Source organism: Streptococcus pseudopneumoniae (genome assembly GCF_038148935.1).
GTDB lineage: Bacteria > Bacillota > Bacilli > Lactobacillales > Streptococcaceae > Streptococcus > Streptococcus pseudopneumoniae_U.
The window spans coordinates 1-13,435 of sequence record NZ_JBBJZX010000049.1 but is presented as its reverse complement, the minus strand read 5'-3'; the positions used below and the strand labels follow the sequence as shown (position 1 = coordinate 13,435).

The 13,435-nt window shown below is 43.4% G+C and carries 19 protein-coding genes; 9 read left to right on the top strand and 10 right to left on the bottom strand.

Annotation, left to right across the window (positions count from 1 at the left end; translation table 11 throughout):
• Positions 1-37: 37 nt before the first annotated feature.
• From WKI42_RS06635 to WKI42_RS06590, 10 genes are all read right to left on the bottom strand, one after another.
• Positions 38-1,135 (bottom strand): nucleotidyltransferase, encoded by a 1,098-nt coding sequence (locus WKI42_RS06635; RefSeq protein ID WP_173306601.1) that lies wholly within the window; start codon positions 1,133-1,135, stop codon positions 38-40.
• Between the two features lie 9 nt (positions 1,136-1,144).
• Positions 1,145-1,885: a class I SAM-dependent DNA methyltransferase gene (locus WKI42_RS06630; RefSeq protein WP_173306634.1), complete on the bottom strand. Its 741-nt coding sequence runs from the start codon at positions 1,883-1,885 to the stop codon at positions 1,145-1,147.
• 111 nt (positions 1,886-1,996) lie between these two features.
• Positions 1,997-2,350: a ribosome silencing factor gene (gene rsfS, locus WKI42_RS06625; protein WP_094753151.1), complete on the bottom strand. Its 354-nt coding sequence runs from the start codon at positions 2,348-2,350 to the stop codon at positions 1,997-1,999.
• Complete coding sequence (gene yqeK, locus WKI42_RS06620) at positions 2,351-2,944, bottom strand: bis(5'-nucleosyl)-tetraphosphatase (symmetrical) YqeK (RefSeq protein WP_173306600.1); 594 nt, start codon at positions 2,942-2,944, stop codon at positions 2,351-2,353.
• Positions 2,944-3,573, bottom strand: a complete 630-nt coding sequence (locus WKI42_RS06615) for a nicotinate-nucleotide adenylyltransferase (protein ID WP_009729842.1) — start codon at positions 3,571-3,573, stop codon at positions 2,944-2,946. The genes yqeK and WKI42_RS06615 overlap by 1 nt, the downstream gene beginning before the upstream one ends.
• Positions 3,574-3,623: 50 nt before the next feature.
• Entirely contained in the window at positions 3,624-3,935 is a 312-nt protein-coding gene (yhbY, locus tag WKI42_RS06610) for a ribosome assembly RNA-binding protein YhbY (RefSeq protein ID WP_000060169.1), read from the bottom strand.
• A gap of 212 nt (positions 3,936-4,147) precedes the next feature.
• Positions 4,148-5,254 (bottom strand): ribosome biogenesis GTPase YqeH, encoded by a 1,107-nt coding sequence (gene yqeH / locus WKI42_RS06605; RefSeq protein ID WP_368081492.1) that lies wholly within the window; start codon positions 5,252-5,254, stop codon positions 4,148-4,150.
• A 2-nt stretch (positions 5,255-5,256) separates the two neighbouring features.
• On the bottom strand, positions 5,257-5,784 hold the full coding sequence (locus WKI42_RS06600; protein WP_368081491.1) for a YqeG family HAD IIIA-type phosphatase: 528 nt from the start codon (positions 5,782-5,784) through the stop codon (positions 5,257-5,259).
• A 16-nt stretch (positions 5,785-5,800) separates the two neighbouring features.
• Positions 5,801-6,706 (bottom strand): magnesium transporter CorA family protein, encoded by a 906-nt coding sequence (locus WKI42_RS06595; protein ID WP_368081490.1) that lies wholly within the window; start codon positions 6,704-6,706, stop codon positions 5,801-5,803.
• A 64-nt stretch (positions 6,707-6,770) separates the two neighbouring features.
• A complete protein-coding gene (locus WKI42_RS06590) occupies positions 6,771-7,331 on the bottom strand; it encodes a mechanosensitive ion channel family protein (protein WP_368081489.1) in 561 nt (186 codons plus the stop codon).
• A gap of 138 nt (positions 7,332-7,469) precedes the next feature.
• Here WKI42_RS06590 and sstT point away from each other — a divergent pair, with 138 nt between their 5' ends.
• The 9 genes from sstT (at position 7,470) to queF (ending at position 13,387) form a co-directional block, all read left to right on the top strand.
• Entirely contained in the window at positions 7,470-8,675 is a 1,206-nt protein-coding gene (gene sstT / locus WKI42_RS06585; protein WP_119943197.1) for a serine/threonine transporter SstT, read from the top strand.
• Between the two features lie 67 nt (positions 8,676-8,742).
• Positions 8,743-9,696 (top strand): aromatic acid exporter family protein, encoded by a 954-nt coding sequence (locus WKI42_RS06580; RefSeq protein WP_368081488.1) that lies wholly within the window; start codon positions 8,743-8,745, stop codon positions 9,694-9,696.
• A gap of 142 nt (positions 9,697-9,838) precedes the next feature.
• Positions 9,839-10,219: a MarR family transcriptional regulator gene (locus tag WKI42_RS06575; protein WP_173306596.1), complete on the top strand. Its 381-nt coding sequence runs from the start codon at positions 9,839-9,841 to the stop codon at positions 10,217-10,219.
• A gap of 99 nt (positions 10,220-10,318) precedes the next feature.
• A complete protein-coding gene (locus WKI42_RS06570; RefSeq protein WP_000570253.1) occupies positions 10,319-10,540 on the top strand; it encodes a DUF4649 family protein in 222 nt (73 codons plus the stop codon).
• 15 nt (positions 10,541-10,555) lie between these two features.
• Positions 10,556-10,870, top strand: coding sequence for a thioredoxin (gene trxA / locus WKI42_RS06565; protein ID WP_001029579.1), 315 nt, complete (start codon positions 10,556-10,558; stop codon positions 10,868-10,870).
• Between the two features lie 201 nt (positions 10,871-11,071).
• Positions 11,072-11,725 carry a 7-cyano-7-deazaguanine synthase QueC gene (gene queC / locus WKI42_RS06560; RefSeq protein ID WP_261063345.1) on the top strand — a complete coding sequence of 218 codons (654 nt, stop codon included), beginning with the start codon at positions 11,072-11,074 and terminating at the stop codon, positions 11,723-11,725.
• Positions 11,725-12,168, top strand: a complete 444-nt coding sequence (queD, locus tag WKI42_RS06555) for a 6-carboxytetrahydropterin synthase QueD (RefSeq protein WP_368081487.1) — start codon at positions 11,725-11,727, stop codon at positions 12,166-12,168. The genes queC and queD overlap by 1 nt, the downstream gene beginning before the upstream one ends.
• Complete coding sequence (queE, locus tag WKI42_RS06550) at positions 12,161-12,877, top strand: 7-carboxy-7-deazaguanine synthase QueE (protein WP_368081486.1); 717 nt, start codon at positions 12,161-12,163, stop codon at positions 12,875-12,877. The genes queD and queE overlap by 8 nt, the downstream gene beginning before the upstream one ends.
• 18 nt (positions 12,878-12,895) lie before the next feature.
• Positions 12,896-13,387, top strand: coding sequence for a preQ(1) synthase (gene queF, locus WKI42_RS06545; RefSeq protein WP_000082579.1), 492 nt, complete (start codon positions 12,896-12,898; stop codon positions 13,385-13,387).
• Positions 13,388-13,435: the final 48 nt, after the last annotated feature.

The window sequence follows — 13,435 nt, the reverse complement described above, 5'->3', positions numbered from 1 at the left end:
TCGTAAAAAATCTCAAAAAGCCTACCTTTCAGTAGACTTAGTTTATTTCTATTCTTATCGGCACTCTTCCAAAATTCTGCTCTGCTATACTTGACTTTCCCAGTTGGTAAATCTGGTCTGCCTTTTGAGTCATGACATCCCAGGGTTCTTTGCCAATTCGGCTGACTAGACTGACCTGACCTTTCAAAGATTTGAGATGTTGCCTGCCTTTTTCAGTAAATCCAAGGACATGAATCCCTTCTGGCAAGTTATTTTCTCTAGCCTGCACCAAGATATAGGTCAAGAGGCGTCTGACACGCGCCTTGGTGTAACGCTTGGTCGCAACCGCCTTAACCAAGTCTTCCACAGACTGGGCTGTCTTGATGGCTTCCTTAATGCGTACTACCATTTCTTGATTGACCTGATAGATGGTAGTTAGGTCGGGATTTGACAAGATTTGATAATGGAGCAAGGGAAAATAGTCTTCCCAGTTCACCTTACTGGCCTGCTCAAAAAGGGTAACAGAAGGCATAAAGCGTTCTAAGAAATCTTGGTCCTTCTGGTGCTGACGAAGGGCTGTCGCCGAGGCAAAGTCCACATCCTTGTCCACAGAATGATAACCTGCCCCCTGACGCTGAATTGGATGCAGCTTGATATTTCGTCCTGCAACCGCCTTGGCATAAGCAAGAGCAAGAACATGATTGGGCGTATTGCCTGAAAAATCAAGATCTGCAAATTCCTTCCACATGGCTTGAGTTTTCTGAGGATAGGAGAGAGAATCAGGCAGATTTTCCACAAAACTCTCCATCTCATCACCTTGCTCTGTGTATAAGTCAGCGATTTTCTGGTAATCCAGAGCTTCTTCTGTCCCAAAAACTAGGCTATCAATGCCCAACCGAGCCAAGATATCCACAGCTCCTTGGCCAAAGAAATCTGCCGCCTGAACACTGACTAAAAAGGGCAATTCTACTACCAGATCCGCTCCATTTTCCAGCGCCATCTGGGACCGTTTCCACTTGTCCACAATTGCAGGCTCTCCACGCTGCATGAAATTCCCAGACATGGCTACGATTTTCAACCCCTCTGCCTGATCCAGCAGGTATTTGTGCCCATTATGAAAAGGATTAAACTCCGCGATAATACCTGTGATGGTCATGATAATCTCCTACTTCTGCGCGACAAAAAACCAACGGGTACTGGTTTCTGTCGGCTCCTTGTCCTCAAAGTCCGCATAGAGTTTGAAGTACTTGAATCCAGCCTGTTCCAGCAAAATATCATAGGTCAAGACCTCATAGGTCCGCTCCTCATGCACTTCATCGTGACGACTAAAGGAACCGTCAGCCTCCTTGATAAAGAAGGTCAGCTCATGAACGATAGAGTGAGGCGCTACATCCTCGTAGGTATCCCAAAGCATAGCGAAATCTTCCGCATTTTCATGGTAGGAATAGCCTGGAAAAATTTCATCCGTCTGGTAAGTCGAATGCACGTCAAAGATGAAAACTCCGTCTTCATTGAGGACATTATAGACTTCCTTAAAAACGTCTCCTACTTCCACCTCATCTTGCATATAGCAGATTGAGTCCGAATAACAAGTGACAAAATCATATTGACCTGCCTTGGACAAATCCAGCATATTGCCTTCAATAAAGTCAATCTTTTGTTTGGCTGAAGCAGCTCTCTTCTCAGCAATCTTCAACATATCCGCACTCAAATCAAGACCAGTCACATCAAAACCAGCCTGAGAGAAGCGCACAGATTGAATTCCTGTCCCACAAGCCAATTCCAAGAGTTTCTTTCTCTCCTTGGTCTTAGGCAAATGACGCAGAGAAAAGTCCGTCCATTTATCATATAAACTATCGTCCATAACCGCATCATAGACCGCCGCAAAGGTTTCATAAGTCGCCATAATCATGATACCAAGAGCTTCCATGGCAAACACCACTCGCCCTATACCTTTCTATCCATTTTCTTCTAAAATAAGTAAAGAAACCCAGTTGACTACAACTGAGTTCATCTTCTAAGCAAGAGCTTCTGAAATATCTACTGAGTCTGCCTCATGCCATAGTTTTTCGAGATTATAGTGGGCACGCATTTCTTCTGAAAAGACATGCACAACGACACCACCAAGGTCCAGCAAGACCCAACCTCCAGCTGCGTCGCCTTCGACATGACTGCCTTTAAATCCTGCTTCCGCTACTTTTTCACGGATATTATCAGCGATAGCATCCAACTGACGGCTATTCATTGAACTAGTAATAACAAAGTAATCCGTCACGCTAGTCAAATCTTGTACATCAAGTGCGAGGATATCCTCCGCACGTTTCTCATCAGCCGCTTTCACGACTAGTTCTAGTAATTCTTTTTCGTTCATTTAGTCCTCTTTCAAATAGTGCACAAAGGCGTTATAGGTTTCAAGGGTTTGGGGATAGATAGGGAATCTCTGATGAGCTAGATGCTCCACGGTACGAGCTGTTTCGTAGGCCACTGCCTTATTGAGCGATAGCTCAGCAATCTCACGTGCCACATCTACTCCAGGAAAGGCTCGATTATGCTCGATATAGTCTGCGACGTAGATGACTTTATCTAGGTCTGTCATCTGGTCAGCACCGACTGTATGGATTTCAATAGCTCGCAGGATTTCAGAGTCTTGCAAATTCAAATCTTCCTGAATTTTGTATATACCCACCATACCATGCCAGACATTATTGCCCCAGTTTTTGAGGTCAGGGTCTAGCTGATAACGGTCAATCAAGTCTAAAAATTCCTGATCTGACAGCTTCTTAGCATAGTCATGAAGAAGGCCTGCTAGACCTGCCTTCTCACCATCTACTCCAAATCTCTCTGCTAGTTCTATGGCTGCACGCTCCACACCCAAACAGTGGGTTAAACGTTTTTCAGGTAGAAGCTCTGCCATTTTTTCCAACAAAGCCTCACGGGAACAGTTGATATAGTCTTGATAGGCCATCAGTAGAGCCCCTCCTTCTCGATGTAGTCCAGCACAGGCTGAGGTAGGAGAAAGTTGGGTTTCCGACCTTGAGCAATGAAGTCACGCACCATGCTGGATGAGATATCCATGAGAGGCACATCCACCCAGATAACTGGATAGGAAGTTCCAGCCTTGTAGCGCGGGCGCTGAACCCCCACAAACTGAACCATGTCAACCAGCTCATCAATTCGGTACCATTTAGGCAGATAGTCCACCATATCGGCACCAATGATAAAGTAATAATCCGTATCTGGATGTTGCTCTGTCAAAATCTTCATGGTGTCGTAGGTGTAGGAAATGCCCTTGCGCTCCAATTCAATTGTTTCAATGGCTAAGCCTTCAATCCCCTCAATCGCCAACTCAAGCATCTTGAGACGGTGGTGTTCAGGGATGGTTTCCTTTTTATCAACATGAGGAGGTTGGTATTCAGGCATGAGCAGAACCTGGTCCAATCCCAACTGTTGCCGTACTTGGTCCGCAACGATCAGATGGGCATTGTGAACAGGGTTAAAATTCCCCCCTAAAATCCCGACTTGTTTGCGTTTTTTCTCCTTGATTTCTGGCTCCAACTCTACCTTGGTAAAGGGAGTCAATAATTCGATTGCCATAGGCTAGTCTCCTTTATTTCTCTGTATAAACAGTTATTTGGAGTAGGTTTTTAGATTTCTTTGACTTTTTTAGAAATCTTGCGATTTTCTTTCTTGCTAGACTGTTTAAACAAAATCAAGATGCGTCCGATTTTTTGGACTGTATCCACACCGATTTCTTCTTCCAAGATTTCAGCTACTTCGTGGATATTTTCATCGGTATTTTGCAAAAGAGTAACCTTGATCAATTCACGGGCGTCAAGAGCTTGACGGACGCTGGTTTTGATTTGGTCGTTGAGTCCATTTTTCCCGATTTGGATGATAGGTTTGAGGGTGTGTGCCTGGCTGTTGAGGAAGGCACGTTGTTTTGATGTTAATGACATAATTTCTTCCTTGTTTTTTTGATAGTTATCTTAGGTGGTGAGGGACGGTCGGAACTAATTTTCCAAAGATCTCATCTTTGAAAAATGGATTTCCTGACCTCACAATTGAGCCTTGGTCTCAATTGTGCCCCTTGCCAATCTACAGATTGGCAAAACACCACGGCAATAACTATCGCTATATGAGCTCACTTTGTTCGCTCAGCGATTTTACTTTAAATAATTGCTTTTCGTGTGACGACGGCGACGCCTTCTGGTGCCCAGACGGCGACTTTTGCGGTGCCTGTTACTCGGATCCAACCTAGTCCTGAGATGACTAGGTCTGTCTTATCCTTGATGTTAAATACATGCTCAACCAGTTTAGGAAAATCTTCTTTTTCCTTGCTATTTGGTGGGGTTAAAAGGGTTCCGAGATGCTTGTCGTAGAAAGCACTAGCGCCTTCTAACTTGGTACGGTGGAGTTTGAGTTCATTGTCAAAGAAGGCTGTGAATCCTTGCTTTTCACCCGCAATAAAGTCAAAGCGTCCGAGTCCACCTAAAAACAGGGTTTGCTCAGGATTGAGCTGATAGGTCTTAGGCTTGATTTCCTTTTTAGGGCTAACATACTTTAGGTTTTTAGCAGTCAAGTAGTGAGCCATCTGGTGGCGGTGGATAATCCCCGGCGTATCGTAAATATAAGATCCGTCGTCAAGCGGAATCTCGATCTTGTCCAAGGTTGTCCCTGGGAAACGCGAAGTCGTAATGACATTCTGATCACCCGTGATCTCTTGGATAATGGCATTGATGAGGGTTGATTTTCCAACGTTGGTTACACCGACCACATAGACATCGCGACCCTTACGGTAGTGCTCAATCTTGTCAATGACTTCCTTAATGGCATGTTTGTTTTGGGCTGAAGTTAGGACGACATCAACTGGACGAAGTCCTTCTTCGTGGGCACGTTCCATGAGCCACTGGCTAATCTTGCCCTGTTTAACTGACTTGGGCAGGATATCTTTTTTATTCCCGACCAAGAGGACATCATTGCCCGATACAAAGCGTGGCAAGCCTGGAATGACAGAGCCATTAAAGTCAAAGATGTCAATGACATTGACTACCAAGGCATCACTGTCTCCCACCTCGTGCAAAAGCTTGAGGAAATCATCGTCCGTCAACTGGACATCTGTGATTTCATTGTAATGACGGAGACGGAAACAACGTTGGCAATAGACTTCACCTATCTCCAAACCTTTTTCAAGTGCCGACTGGGGGGTAAAACCAAGACCAACCTTATCTGTCGTCTGAATGGTTGCTCCACAACCAATACAGAGAATTTCTTCCATAGTTAAATTCCTTTTTTATATGTAATCGGTCCGTACATTTCAGTGATTTTTCGCATCACACGACGCTCACGAGCTCGGTTAATCTGTGTTTTAATCGAGTCATGTTGGACCAAGGGTTTGACTAAAATCGAGCGAATGCCTGCACGGTGGGCTGCTCGTATATCTGTCATGAGCTGGTCGCCAACCATGACCACTTCACTTTTCTCATAATGAAATTCCTTCATGGCACGGTCAATCCCAAATGTGAAGGGCTTCAGAGCCCAATAAACGTGGTCAATCCCAAATTTCTCAACTGCTCGTTGGACGCGTTTTTTAGTGTTATTTGATACCACAATGATGCGAATGCCCGCGTCCCGAAGATCATGTAGCCATTGCTTCATCTCTGGAGTCCCATCAGGGTTGTTCCAAGCAATGAGGGTATTATCCAAATCGACCAAAACAGCCTTGATTCCCTGCGCCTGCAGGCTTGGGACTGTCAGATCATAAACTGCTTCCACAGCAAAATCTGGCATGTAATTTTCAATCGCCATTCTGGCTCCTTCTCTTTTATTTTCTAGTAATTTTCTTCAGCCATTGAGATAAGGCTGCCCATAAAATCAAGCTAGCCATTAAGATATAAATCCAAGCATTTGGCTCTTCTGTAAATGGTAGAGGAACATTCATTCCGAAGAAACCTGTAATAACCGCAAGTACTGCTAGTAAGACGGAGACAATAGTCAAAATTGTCAAACTATCATTCAGATTATTGTTTAGGATGTTGTTGTAAGAAGCTGAGAGTTGTTGCAAGACTTGAGAAATCAAGTCTGTCATAGACACCAACTGATGGGCTTCAATCATGGCATCATCAAACTGCTCTCGTTCGACATCATTAAATCTCCGATAAAGAGCATGGCCCTGGATATGTTCCAAGAGGAGTCGATTTTGTTTTGCCGCTGCTGTCAAGTAAACCATACCTGTCTCCAAGTCAGAGAGGGCGAAGAGATTTTTCTTTGTTGTAGTTTGACGTAGCAAGGCACTAATTTCGTCCTTACTTTTATCCATCTCTTCAATGACAGGATAATAAGCGTTACTGATAATCTCTAAACCAGCAAAGAGAAACTTGTAAATAGAAAGCGACTCATGGCTATCCAGATAAGCTAACATCTGATCAATGACATAAGCATTCTTATGGTTGCTGATGGTAATCATTCGTTTGTTTTCAACGATAAAGGTCATGGGAATCGCTTCATAATATTCTTTGTCTTTTTCTAAATCAAGAACATTATAAATAAAGGTTACCGTCTCCGTTTCACGGTTATAATCCATATGAGCTCGTTCATTTCTATCCAGAGCATACTCAATGGTTTCCTTGTCCAATCCATAGATGTCAGAAAGATCTTCCATATTTTTAATCTTATCCACATCAAGGTCTATCCAGGTACAACCATTGCCCAACTGCTTTTCTAAAACCATCTTTTCTCCTTTATTAAACATTAAACTCTCTCTATTGTACCATAAATTACTTAAAATAACAGGTCTAGTCTGTGCGTGAGAAATTGCTAACAACTGTGATATTTCGGTTAGGAACAAAGTGAAGAGCTTGCTCCTCACTACGAAGCTGGGTCGTACGAATTCCCACACTGACAACCTTGCCCGATACAGTAATGGGACCATTTGTCAGAACGACCTCATCTCCCACATCCAGTTGACGTTCAAAGAGGATGAAAAAGCCATTGATGACATCAGACAGAAAACCTTGGGCTCCCATCCCAATCGCCACCCCAGCGATACCAGCACCTGCCAGCAAACTAGAAACTGGCAAACCTAAAATCGACAAAATGCAGTAAAGTAAAAAGAAATATAGCGTATAATTAAACACATTTTCTAGTAAACGCGCAATAGTCTTTTGGCGTCCGACATCATGATGAGACATTTTTAGAGAAGGTTTGACAATTCTCTGCACCATGGTATGAAGCAGTTTTTTAGCAATATAAAATACAATCAAAAGCAGTAAAAGAGAAATAATCTTGGTTAGAATATTCTCGATAATGGTTGTCACATCTAGCTTTTCAATATAAGCTTGAATAAATTTTTGCATATAAAACTCCTTTATTTCATTATACCATACTTTTATCGGTCTCATTCTCCATAAATATTCAAAAAATAGACAGAAAATTCTTGATTTTGTCTATCATTTATACTATAATCATAATCACTACACAAAAAGGAGATTATTATGAAAAGAATCATTCATGCTTGGAATAAGGCAAGCCTTGTCAAGCGTATCTTGATTGGTATGCTTTGTGGGGGAATCCTAGGACTGACCCTTCCTAATCTCTCAGGAATTGGGCTACTCGGGGATTTATTCGTCGGAGGCCTAAAAGCTGTTGCTCCTATCCTAGTCTTTGCCCTCGTTGCCAATGCCCTTTCCCAACATCAAAAGGGGCAAGATAGCAATATGAAAACAGTTATTTTCTTGTATATCCTAGGAACTTTTGCTGCTGCTCTTGTAGCTGTACTAGCAAGTTTCATCGTCCCTATTGAAATTACCCTAAATAGTGCCAATACTGAAATTGCACCACCAGATGGGATTGGGCAGGTCCTCAGCAACCTCTTGCTCAAACTGGTTGACAATCCAGTCAATGCCCTCATTACTGCCAACTACATCGGTATCCTATCTTGGGCAGTTGTTTTCGGGATTGCCATGAGAGAAGCCAGCAAAAATAGTAAAGAATTACTAAAAACTATCGCTGACGTGACTTCTAAAATTGTCGAATGGATCATCAACCTGGCTCCATTTGGAATCCTTGGCCTTGTCTTCAAAACTATTTCTGATAAGGGCATCGGAAGCCTTGCCAACTACGGTATTTTATTGGTTCTATTAGTAACGACTATGCTTTTTGTTGCCCTTGTGGTCAACCCTTTAATTGCCTTCTTCTTTATGAGACGCAATCCTTACCCTCTAGTTTGGAACTGCCTCCGTGTCAGCGGTGTGACAGCCTTTTTCACTCGTAGTTCTGCGGCTAACATTCCTGTCAACATGAAACTCTGCCATGACCTTGGACTCAACCCAGATACCTATTCTGTTTCTATCCCACTTGGTTCTACTATCAACATGGCAGGGGCAGCGATTACCATTAACGTTTTGACCCTTGCTGCAGTTAATACTCTTGGAATTCCTGTTGACTTTGCCACAGCCTTTGTCCTCAGTGTGGTAGCAGCTATCTCAGCCTGTGGTGCTTCTGGTATTGCTGGAGGTTCCCTCCTTCTTATCCCAGTTGCTTGTAGCCTTTTCGGTATTTCTAACGATATTGCCATGCAAGTTGTTGGGGTTGGATTTGTGATTGGGGTCATCCAAGACTCATGTGAAACAGCCCTTAACTCTTCTACAGATGTTCTCTTTACCGCCGTTGCCGAATACGCAGCAGCCCGTAAAAAATAACTCATAAAGGCAAGCCTGCTCAGGTCTTGTCTTTTACGCTTTTATTCTAACTTATTAGGAAATTCTTATGTCTATTAGCCAACGTACGACCAAGCTCATCTTAGCTACCTGCCTTGCCTGCCTGCTTGCTTATTTTCTCAATCTTTCCTCAGCAGTTTCGGCTGGAATTATCGCTCTCTTGAGCCTATCTGATACGCGTAGAAGTACCTTAAAACTGGCCCGCAATCGGCTCTTTTCCATGCTTCTGGCTCTGGTTATCGGGGTTTTGACTTTTCACTTGAGCGGATTTCATATCTGGAGCCTTGGCCTCTATCTGGCTCTTTATGTTCCCCTAGCCTACAAGATGGGCTGGGAAATTGGCATCACACCAAGTAGCGTTTTGGTTAGCCATCTCTTGGTACAAGAGTCAACCTCTCCAGACCTTCTAGTCAATGAATTCCTTCTCTTTGCTATCGGTACTGGATTTGCTTTGCTGGTCAATCTCTACATGCCTTCACGAGAAGAGGAAATCCAGCACTACCACACATTGGTAGAAGAAAAGTTAAAAGATATTCTCCAGCGCTTCAAATATTATTTATCCAGAGGGGATGGACGTAACCGAGCACAGCTGGTGGAAGAATTAGACACTCTTTTGAAAGAAGCCCTCAAACTGGTCTATCTAGATCACTCTGACCACCTCTTTCACCAGACCGACTACCATATCCACTACTTTGAGATGAGACAGCGACAAAGTCGTATCCTACGAAATATGGCCCAGCAAATCAACACCTGTCACCTAGCTGCCAGTGAAAGCCTGATTTTAGCCCAACTCTTTTCAAAAATTGCCGGTCAACTGAGTCAGACCAATCCTGCTTCTGATTTGCTAGATGAAATTGAACGCTATCTGGAAGTCTTTCGCAACCGCAGTCTGCCCAAAACAAGAGACGAATTTGAAACCCGCGCCACCCTTCTCCAACTCCTACGTGAAGCCAAAACATTCATCCAAGTAAAAGTTGATTTTTACCAAAAATATGGACAGTAAAAAAGAAAACCACTAAAAAACAGAGCTTGCCAGCTCTTTTGAAAAGTAGTATAATTATTGCATGCGCAATCATCTTGTGATGCAGAGACTGTCCGTGAATGGACTTTCTTCTATTTACAACTCTAAAAAGAAAGGAGATACTATGACCTATTTGGAAAAATGGTTTGACTTCAATCGGCGTCAGAAAGAAATTGAAAGTCTCTTGGAAGAGACTATTGCCCAGCAAAGCGAACAAAGTCTGACCTTGAAAGAGTTTTATCTGCTCTACTATCTGGACTTGGCTGAAGAAAAATCTCTACGACAGATTGACCTGCCAGATAAGCTTCATCTGAGCCCGAGCGCTGTTTCTCGGATGGTGGCTCGCTTGGAAGCTAAAAATTGCGGTCTACTCAGTCGCATGTGTTGCCATCAAGATCGACGCTCTAGTTTTATCTGCCTGACAAGTGATGGGCAAAAGACACTGGCCTCGCTACAAAAGGCTGTCGAAGAAAGCTTGGAAACTGGTTTGGATTTCTTGATTTGAGATGATTTTAGAAAAAAGTTGCGTGCGCAATCATTTTTCTTGACATTCTCTTCTACAAGGAGTAAAATAAAGTCATCATCAAACAAAGGAGTTTTAAACATGATTGAAATCACCTATTTAGATGCCAGCAAGAACGAAAGAACTGTGACTTTCGAGTCTTATGAAGACTTTGATCGTTCGCAACAAGCTTGCCTTATCGGCGTCGCAGACTACTACCCTGTCCAAAAATTAACCTATAAGGGTCATGATTTGGACTACCATGGGACTTACGGAGACATCTTCTTCTATCTCAAGAAACAAGATTTAAGCCAATATAACTAAAAAAGGAGAAATACAATGGCAAAAGCAATTACAGATGCAACATTCGAACAAGAAACAAAAGACGGTTTGGTCTTAGTAGACTTCTGGGCAACTTGGTGTGGTCCATGTCGTATGCAAGGTCCAATCTTGGACAAATTGTCTGAAGAACTTTCAGAAGATGTTTTGAAAATCGTTAAAATGGACGTTGATGAAAATCCAAACACAGCTCGTGCTTTTGGAATCATGTCTATCCCAACTCTTCTCTTCAAAAAAGACGGCCAAGTTGTCAAACAAGTTGCTGGTGTTCACACAGCAGACCAAATCAAGGCTATCGTTGCTGAATTGAGTTAATCACACTAGAGACCAAGTACTTGCTTTGGTCTCTTTTTTCTTGGCCTTTGCCATTTTTCAAAAAATATGCTAGACTGTAAGTAGAATATTACGATGTTTGGGAAATGCCATCGCTAAAAAAAACCTTGACTTGGTATTTTTTAGCTCCCTCAAGGGAGCTTTTTGCGTGCTCTGAACATTTCCCATTTTGGAAGGAGTACTATGAAACGTCAATCTGCCTTGGTCGTCTTTAGTGGCGGTCAAGATTCTACAACCTGCCTCTTTTGGGCTAAAGAACACTATGAAACAGTCGAAGCCGTTACCTTTGCCTACGGTCAACGTCACCATCTCGAAATTCAAGTTGCCCAAGAAATCGCTAAGGAACAGGGCATTCGCCATCACATCCTAGATATGTCTCTGCTGGGACAAATCACTGAAAATGCCTTGACTTCTGATTTGGAGATTGAGCAAAAAGAGGGAGAGGTTCCCAACACCTTCGTTGACGGTCGCAACCACCTCTTTCTATCCTTTGCGGCAGTCCTTGCTAAGCAACGAGGTATTAAAGATATCGTGACAGGTGTCTGCGAGACAGACTTCTCAGGCTACCCTGACTGCCGGGATGTCTTTGTCAAATCTCTTAATGTTACCCTCAACCTTGCCATGGATTACGACTTTGTTATCCAAACGCCTCTCATGTGGCTAGACAAGGCTGAAACTTGGGAATTAGCCGACCAACTCGGTGCCTTTGACTATGTTCGTGAAAAGACCTTAACCTGCTACAACGGAATTATCGGGAGCGGCTGTGGAGATTGCCCAGCCTGCCATCTACGTCAGCATGGTCTAGATGTTTATCTCTCGCAGAAAGGAGAGGACTAATGTTTTTTGCACCTAAAGAAATCAAACAGGAAACTGGGGAGTCTCTTGTCTACAATCCTCACAGAACCTTGGTATCAAAAGAATTTACCTTTGATGCTGCTCACCACCTCTTTCACTATGAGGGAAAATGCAAATCCCTTCATGGTCACACCTATCATCTGCAGATTGCTGTCAGTGGATTTTTAGATGACCGTGGCATGACCTACGATTTCGGAGACATCAAAGCTATTTACAAGAACTACTTAGAGCCCCACTTGGATCATCGCTATCTCAATGAAACCCTGCCTTATATGAACACGACTGCTGAAAATATGGTTTACTGGATTTTCCAAACCATGAGTCAAGAGTTGCCAGACGAACGCGGTCTCCGTTTGGAATACGTTCGTCTCTATGAGACTCCTACTGCCTTTGCAGAGTTTAGACAGGAGTGGTTAGATGACTAGGGAACGTGTCCTCAAACTACCAGTTCTGGAAATTTTTGGCCCTACCTTTCAAGGTGAAGGTCGTGCTATTGGACAGAAAACCATGTTTGTCCGCACTGCCGGTTGCGACTACCACTGCGACTGGTGCGACTCTGCCTTTACTTGGGATGGTTCTGAAAAACCAACTCGTATGACGGCTGACGAGGTCATTGCTGCCTTGGATAAACTAGGAAGCTACGACTATGTAACCCTTTCTGGCGGAAATCCCGCTATCCTAGCAGCCAACATGGCTGAACTGGTCACCAAGCTCAAGGAACGCGGTGTCATTCTAGCTGTTGAAACTCAAGGCTCCCGCTGGCAAAATTGGTTAAGAGACATCGACCAGGTCACTCTCAGTCCAAAACCTCCTTCATCCAAGATGGAAGTCAACTTTGAGACCTTGGACTTTATCGTTTCCCAATTGGATCCAGACAAGGTCACCTTTAAAATCCCTGTCTTTGACGATGCCGATTTGGCCTTTGCCAAAGGCATTCAAGAGCGCTACCAACCAGATGTTCTCTTCTTATCAGCTGGAAATCCTGAGCCCAAGGCTAGAGGTAATATTGTCCAAGACCAACTAGACCGCCTCAAAGAACTCTGGGAACGCGTCGCTGCTGACGATAGCTGGGGCAATGTCCGCGTCCTTCCTCAACTCCATACCCTTCTCTACGATAACCAACGCGGTATTTAAAATTAGAAAGAAAAAATCATGTCACAACAAGAAGAAATGAAAAACCTCAGCCTACTGGGCAACAAAGAAACCAACTACATCTTTGACTATCAACCAGAAGTCCTGGAATCCTTTGACAATCGTCATGTGGAAAATGACTATTTTATCAAATTTAACTGCCCTGAATTTACCTCACTTTGCCCAATCACTGCTCAGCCAGACTTTGCGACGATTTATATTTCCTACATTCCTGACAAGCTCTGTGTCGAGTCAAAATCCCTCAAGCTCTACCTCTTTAGCTACCGAAACCACGGAGATTTCCACGAAAACTGTATCAACACCATTGGGAAAGACTTGGTCAACTTGCTAGACCCTCGCTATTTAGAAGTCTGGGGAAAATTCACTCCGCGCGGTGGCATTTCAATCGACCCCTACTACAACTACGGTAAGCCAGGAACTAAGTATGAAGGCTTGGCAGAACAACGCCTCTTCCAACACGACCTTTATCCAGAGAAAATTGACAACCGTTAAACTCATACTCAATGAAAATCAAAAATCAAACTAGGAAACTAGCCGCAG

What these genes read in the sequence shown, in the direction of transcription:
- WKI42_RS06635 (WP_173306601.1), bottom strand. Translation starts at nt 1,135, where the DNA reads ATGACCATCACAGGTATTATCGCGGAGTTTAATCCTTTTCATAATGGG.
- WKI42_RS06630 (WP_173306634.1), bottom strand. Translation starts at nt 1,885, where the DNA reads ATGGCGACTTATGAAACCTTTGCGGCGGTCTATGATGCGGTTATGGAC.
- rsfS (WP_094753151.1), bottom strand. Translation starts at nt 2,350, where the DNA reads ATGAACGAAAAAGAATTACTAGAACTAGTCGTGAAAGCGGCTGATGAG.
- yqeK (WP_173306600.1), bottom strand. Translation starts at nt 2,944, where the DNA reads ATGGCCTATCAAGACTATATCAACTGTTCCCGTGAGGCTTTGTTGGAA.
- WKI42_RS06615 (WP_009729842.1), bottom strand. Translation starts at nt 3,573, where the DNA reads ATGGCAATCGAATTATTGACTCCCTTTACCAAGGTAGAGTTGGAGCCA.
- yhbY (WP_000060169.1), bottom strand. Translation starts at nt 3,935, where the DNA reads ATGTCATTAACATCAAAACAACGTGCCTTCCTCAACAGCCAGGCACAC.
- yqeH (WP_368081492.1), bottom strand. Translation starts at nt 5,254, where the DNA reads ATGGAAGAAATTCTCTGTATTGGTTGTGGAGCAACCATTCAGACGACA.
- WKI42_RS06600 (WP_368081491.1), bottom strand. Translation starts at nt 5,784, where the DNA reads ATGGCGATTGAAAATTACATGCCAGATTTTGCTGTGGAAGCAGTTTAT.
- WKI42_RS06595 (WP_368081490.1), bottom strand. Translation starts at nt 6,706, where the DNA reads ATGGTTTTAGAAAAGCAGTTGGGCAATGGTTGTACCTGGATAGACCTT.
- WKI42_RS06590 (WP_368081489.1), bottom strand. Translation starts at nt 7,331, where the DNA reads ATGCAAAAATTTATTCAAGCTTATATTGAAAAGCTAGATGTGACAACC.
- sstT (WP_119943197.1), top strand. Translation starts at nt 7,470, where the DNA reads ATGAAAAGAATCATTCATGCTTGGAATAAGGCAAGCCTTGTCAAGCGT.
- WKI42_RS06580 (WP_368081488.1), top strand. Translation starts at nt 8,743, where the DNA reads ATGTCTATTAGCCAACGTACGACCAAGCTCATCTTAGCTACCTGCCTT.
- WKI42_RS06575 (WP_173306596.1), top strand. Translation starts at nt 9,839, where the DNA reads ATGACCTATTTGGAAAAATGGTTTGACTTCAATCGGCGTCAGAAAGAA.
- WKI42_RS06570 (WP_000570253.1), top strand. Translation starts at nt 10,319, where the DNA reads ATGATTGAAATCACCTATTTAGATGCCAGCAAGAACGAAAGAACTGTG.
- trxA (WP_001029579.1), top strand. Translation starts at nt 10,556, where the DNA reads ATGGCAAAAGCAATTACAGATGCAACATTCGAACAAGAAACAAAAGAC.
- queC (WP_261063345.1), top strand. Translation starts at nt 11,072, where the DNA reads ATGAAACGTCAATCTGCCTTGGTCGTCTTTAGTGGCGGTCAAGATTCT.
- queD (WP_368081487.1), top strand. Translation starts at nt 11,725, where the DNA reads ATGTTTTTTGCACCTAAAGAAATCAAACAGGAAACTGGGGAGTCTCTT.
- queE (WP_368081486.1), top strand. Translation starts at nt 12,161, where the DNA reads ATGACTAGGGAACGTGTCCTCAAACTACCAGTTCTGGAAATTTTTGGC.
- queF (WP_000082579.1), top strand. Translation starts at nt 12,896, where the DNA reads ATGTCACAACAAGAAGAAATGAAAAACCTCAGCCTACTGGGCAACAAA.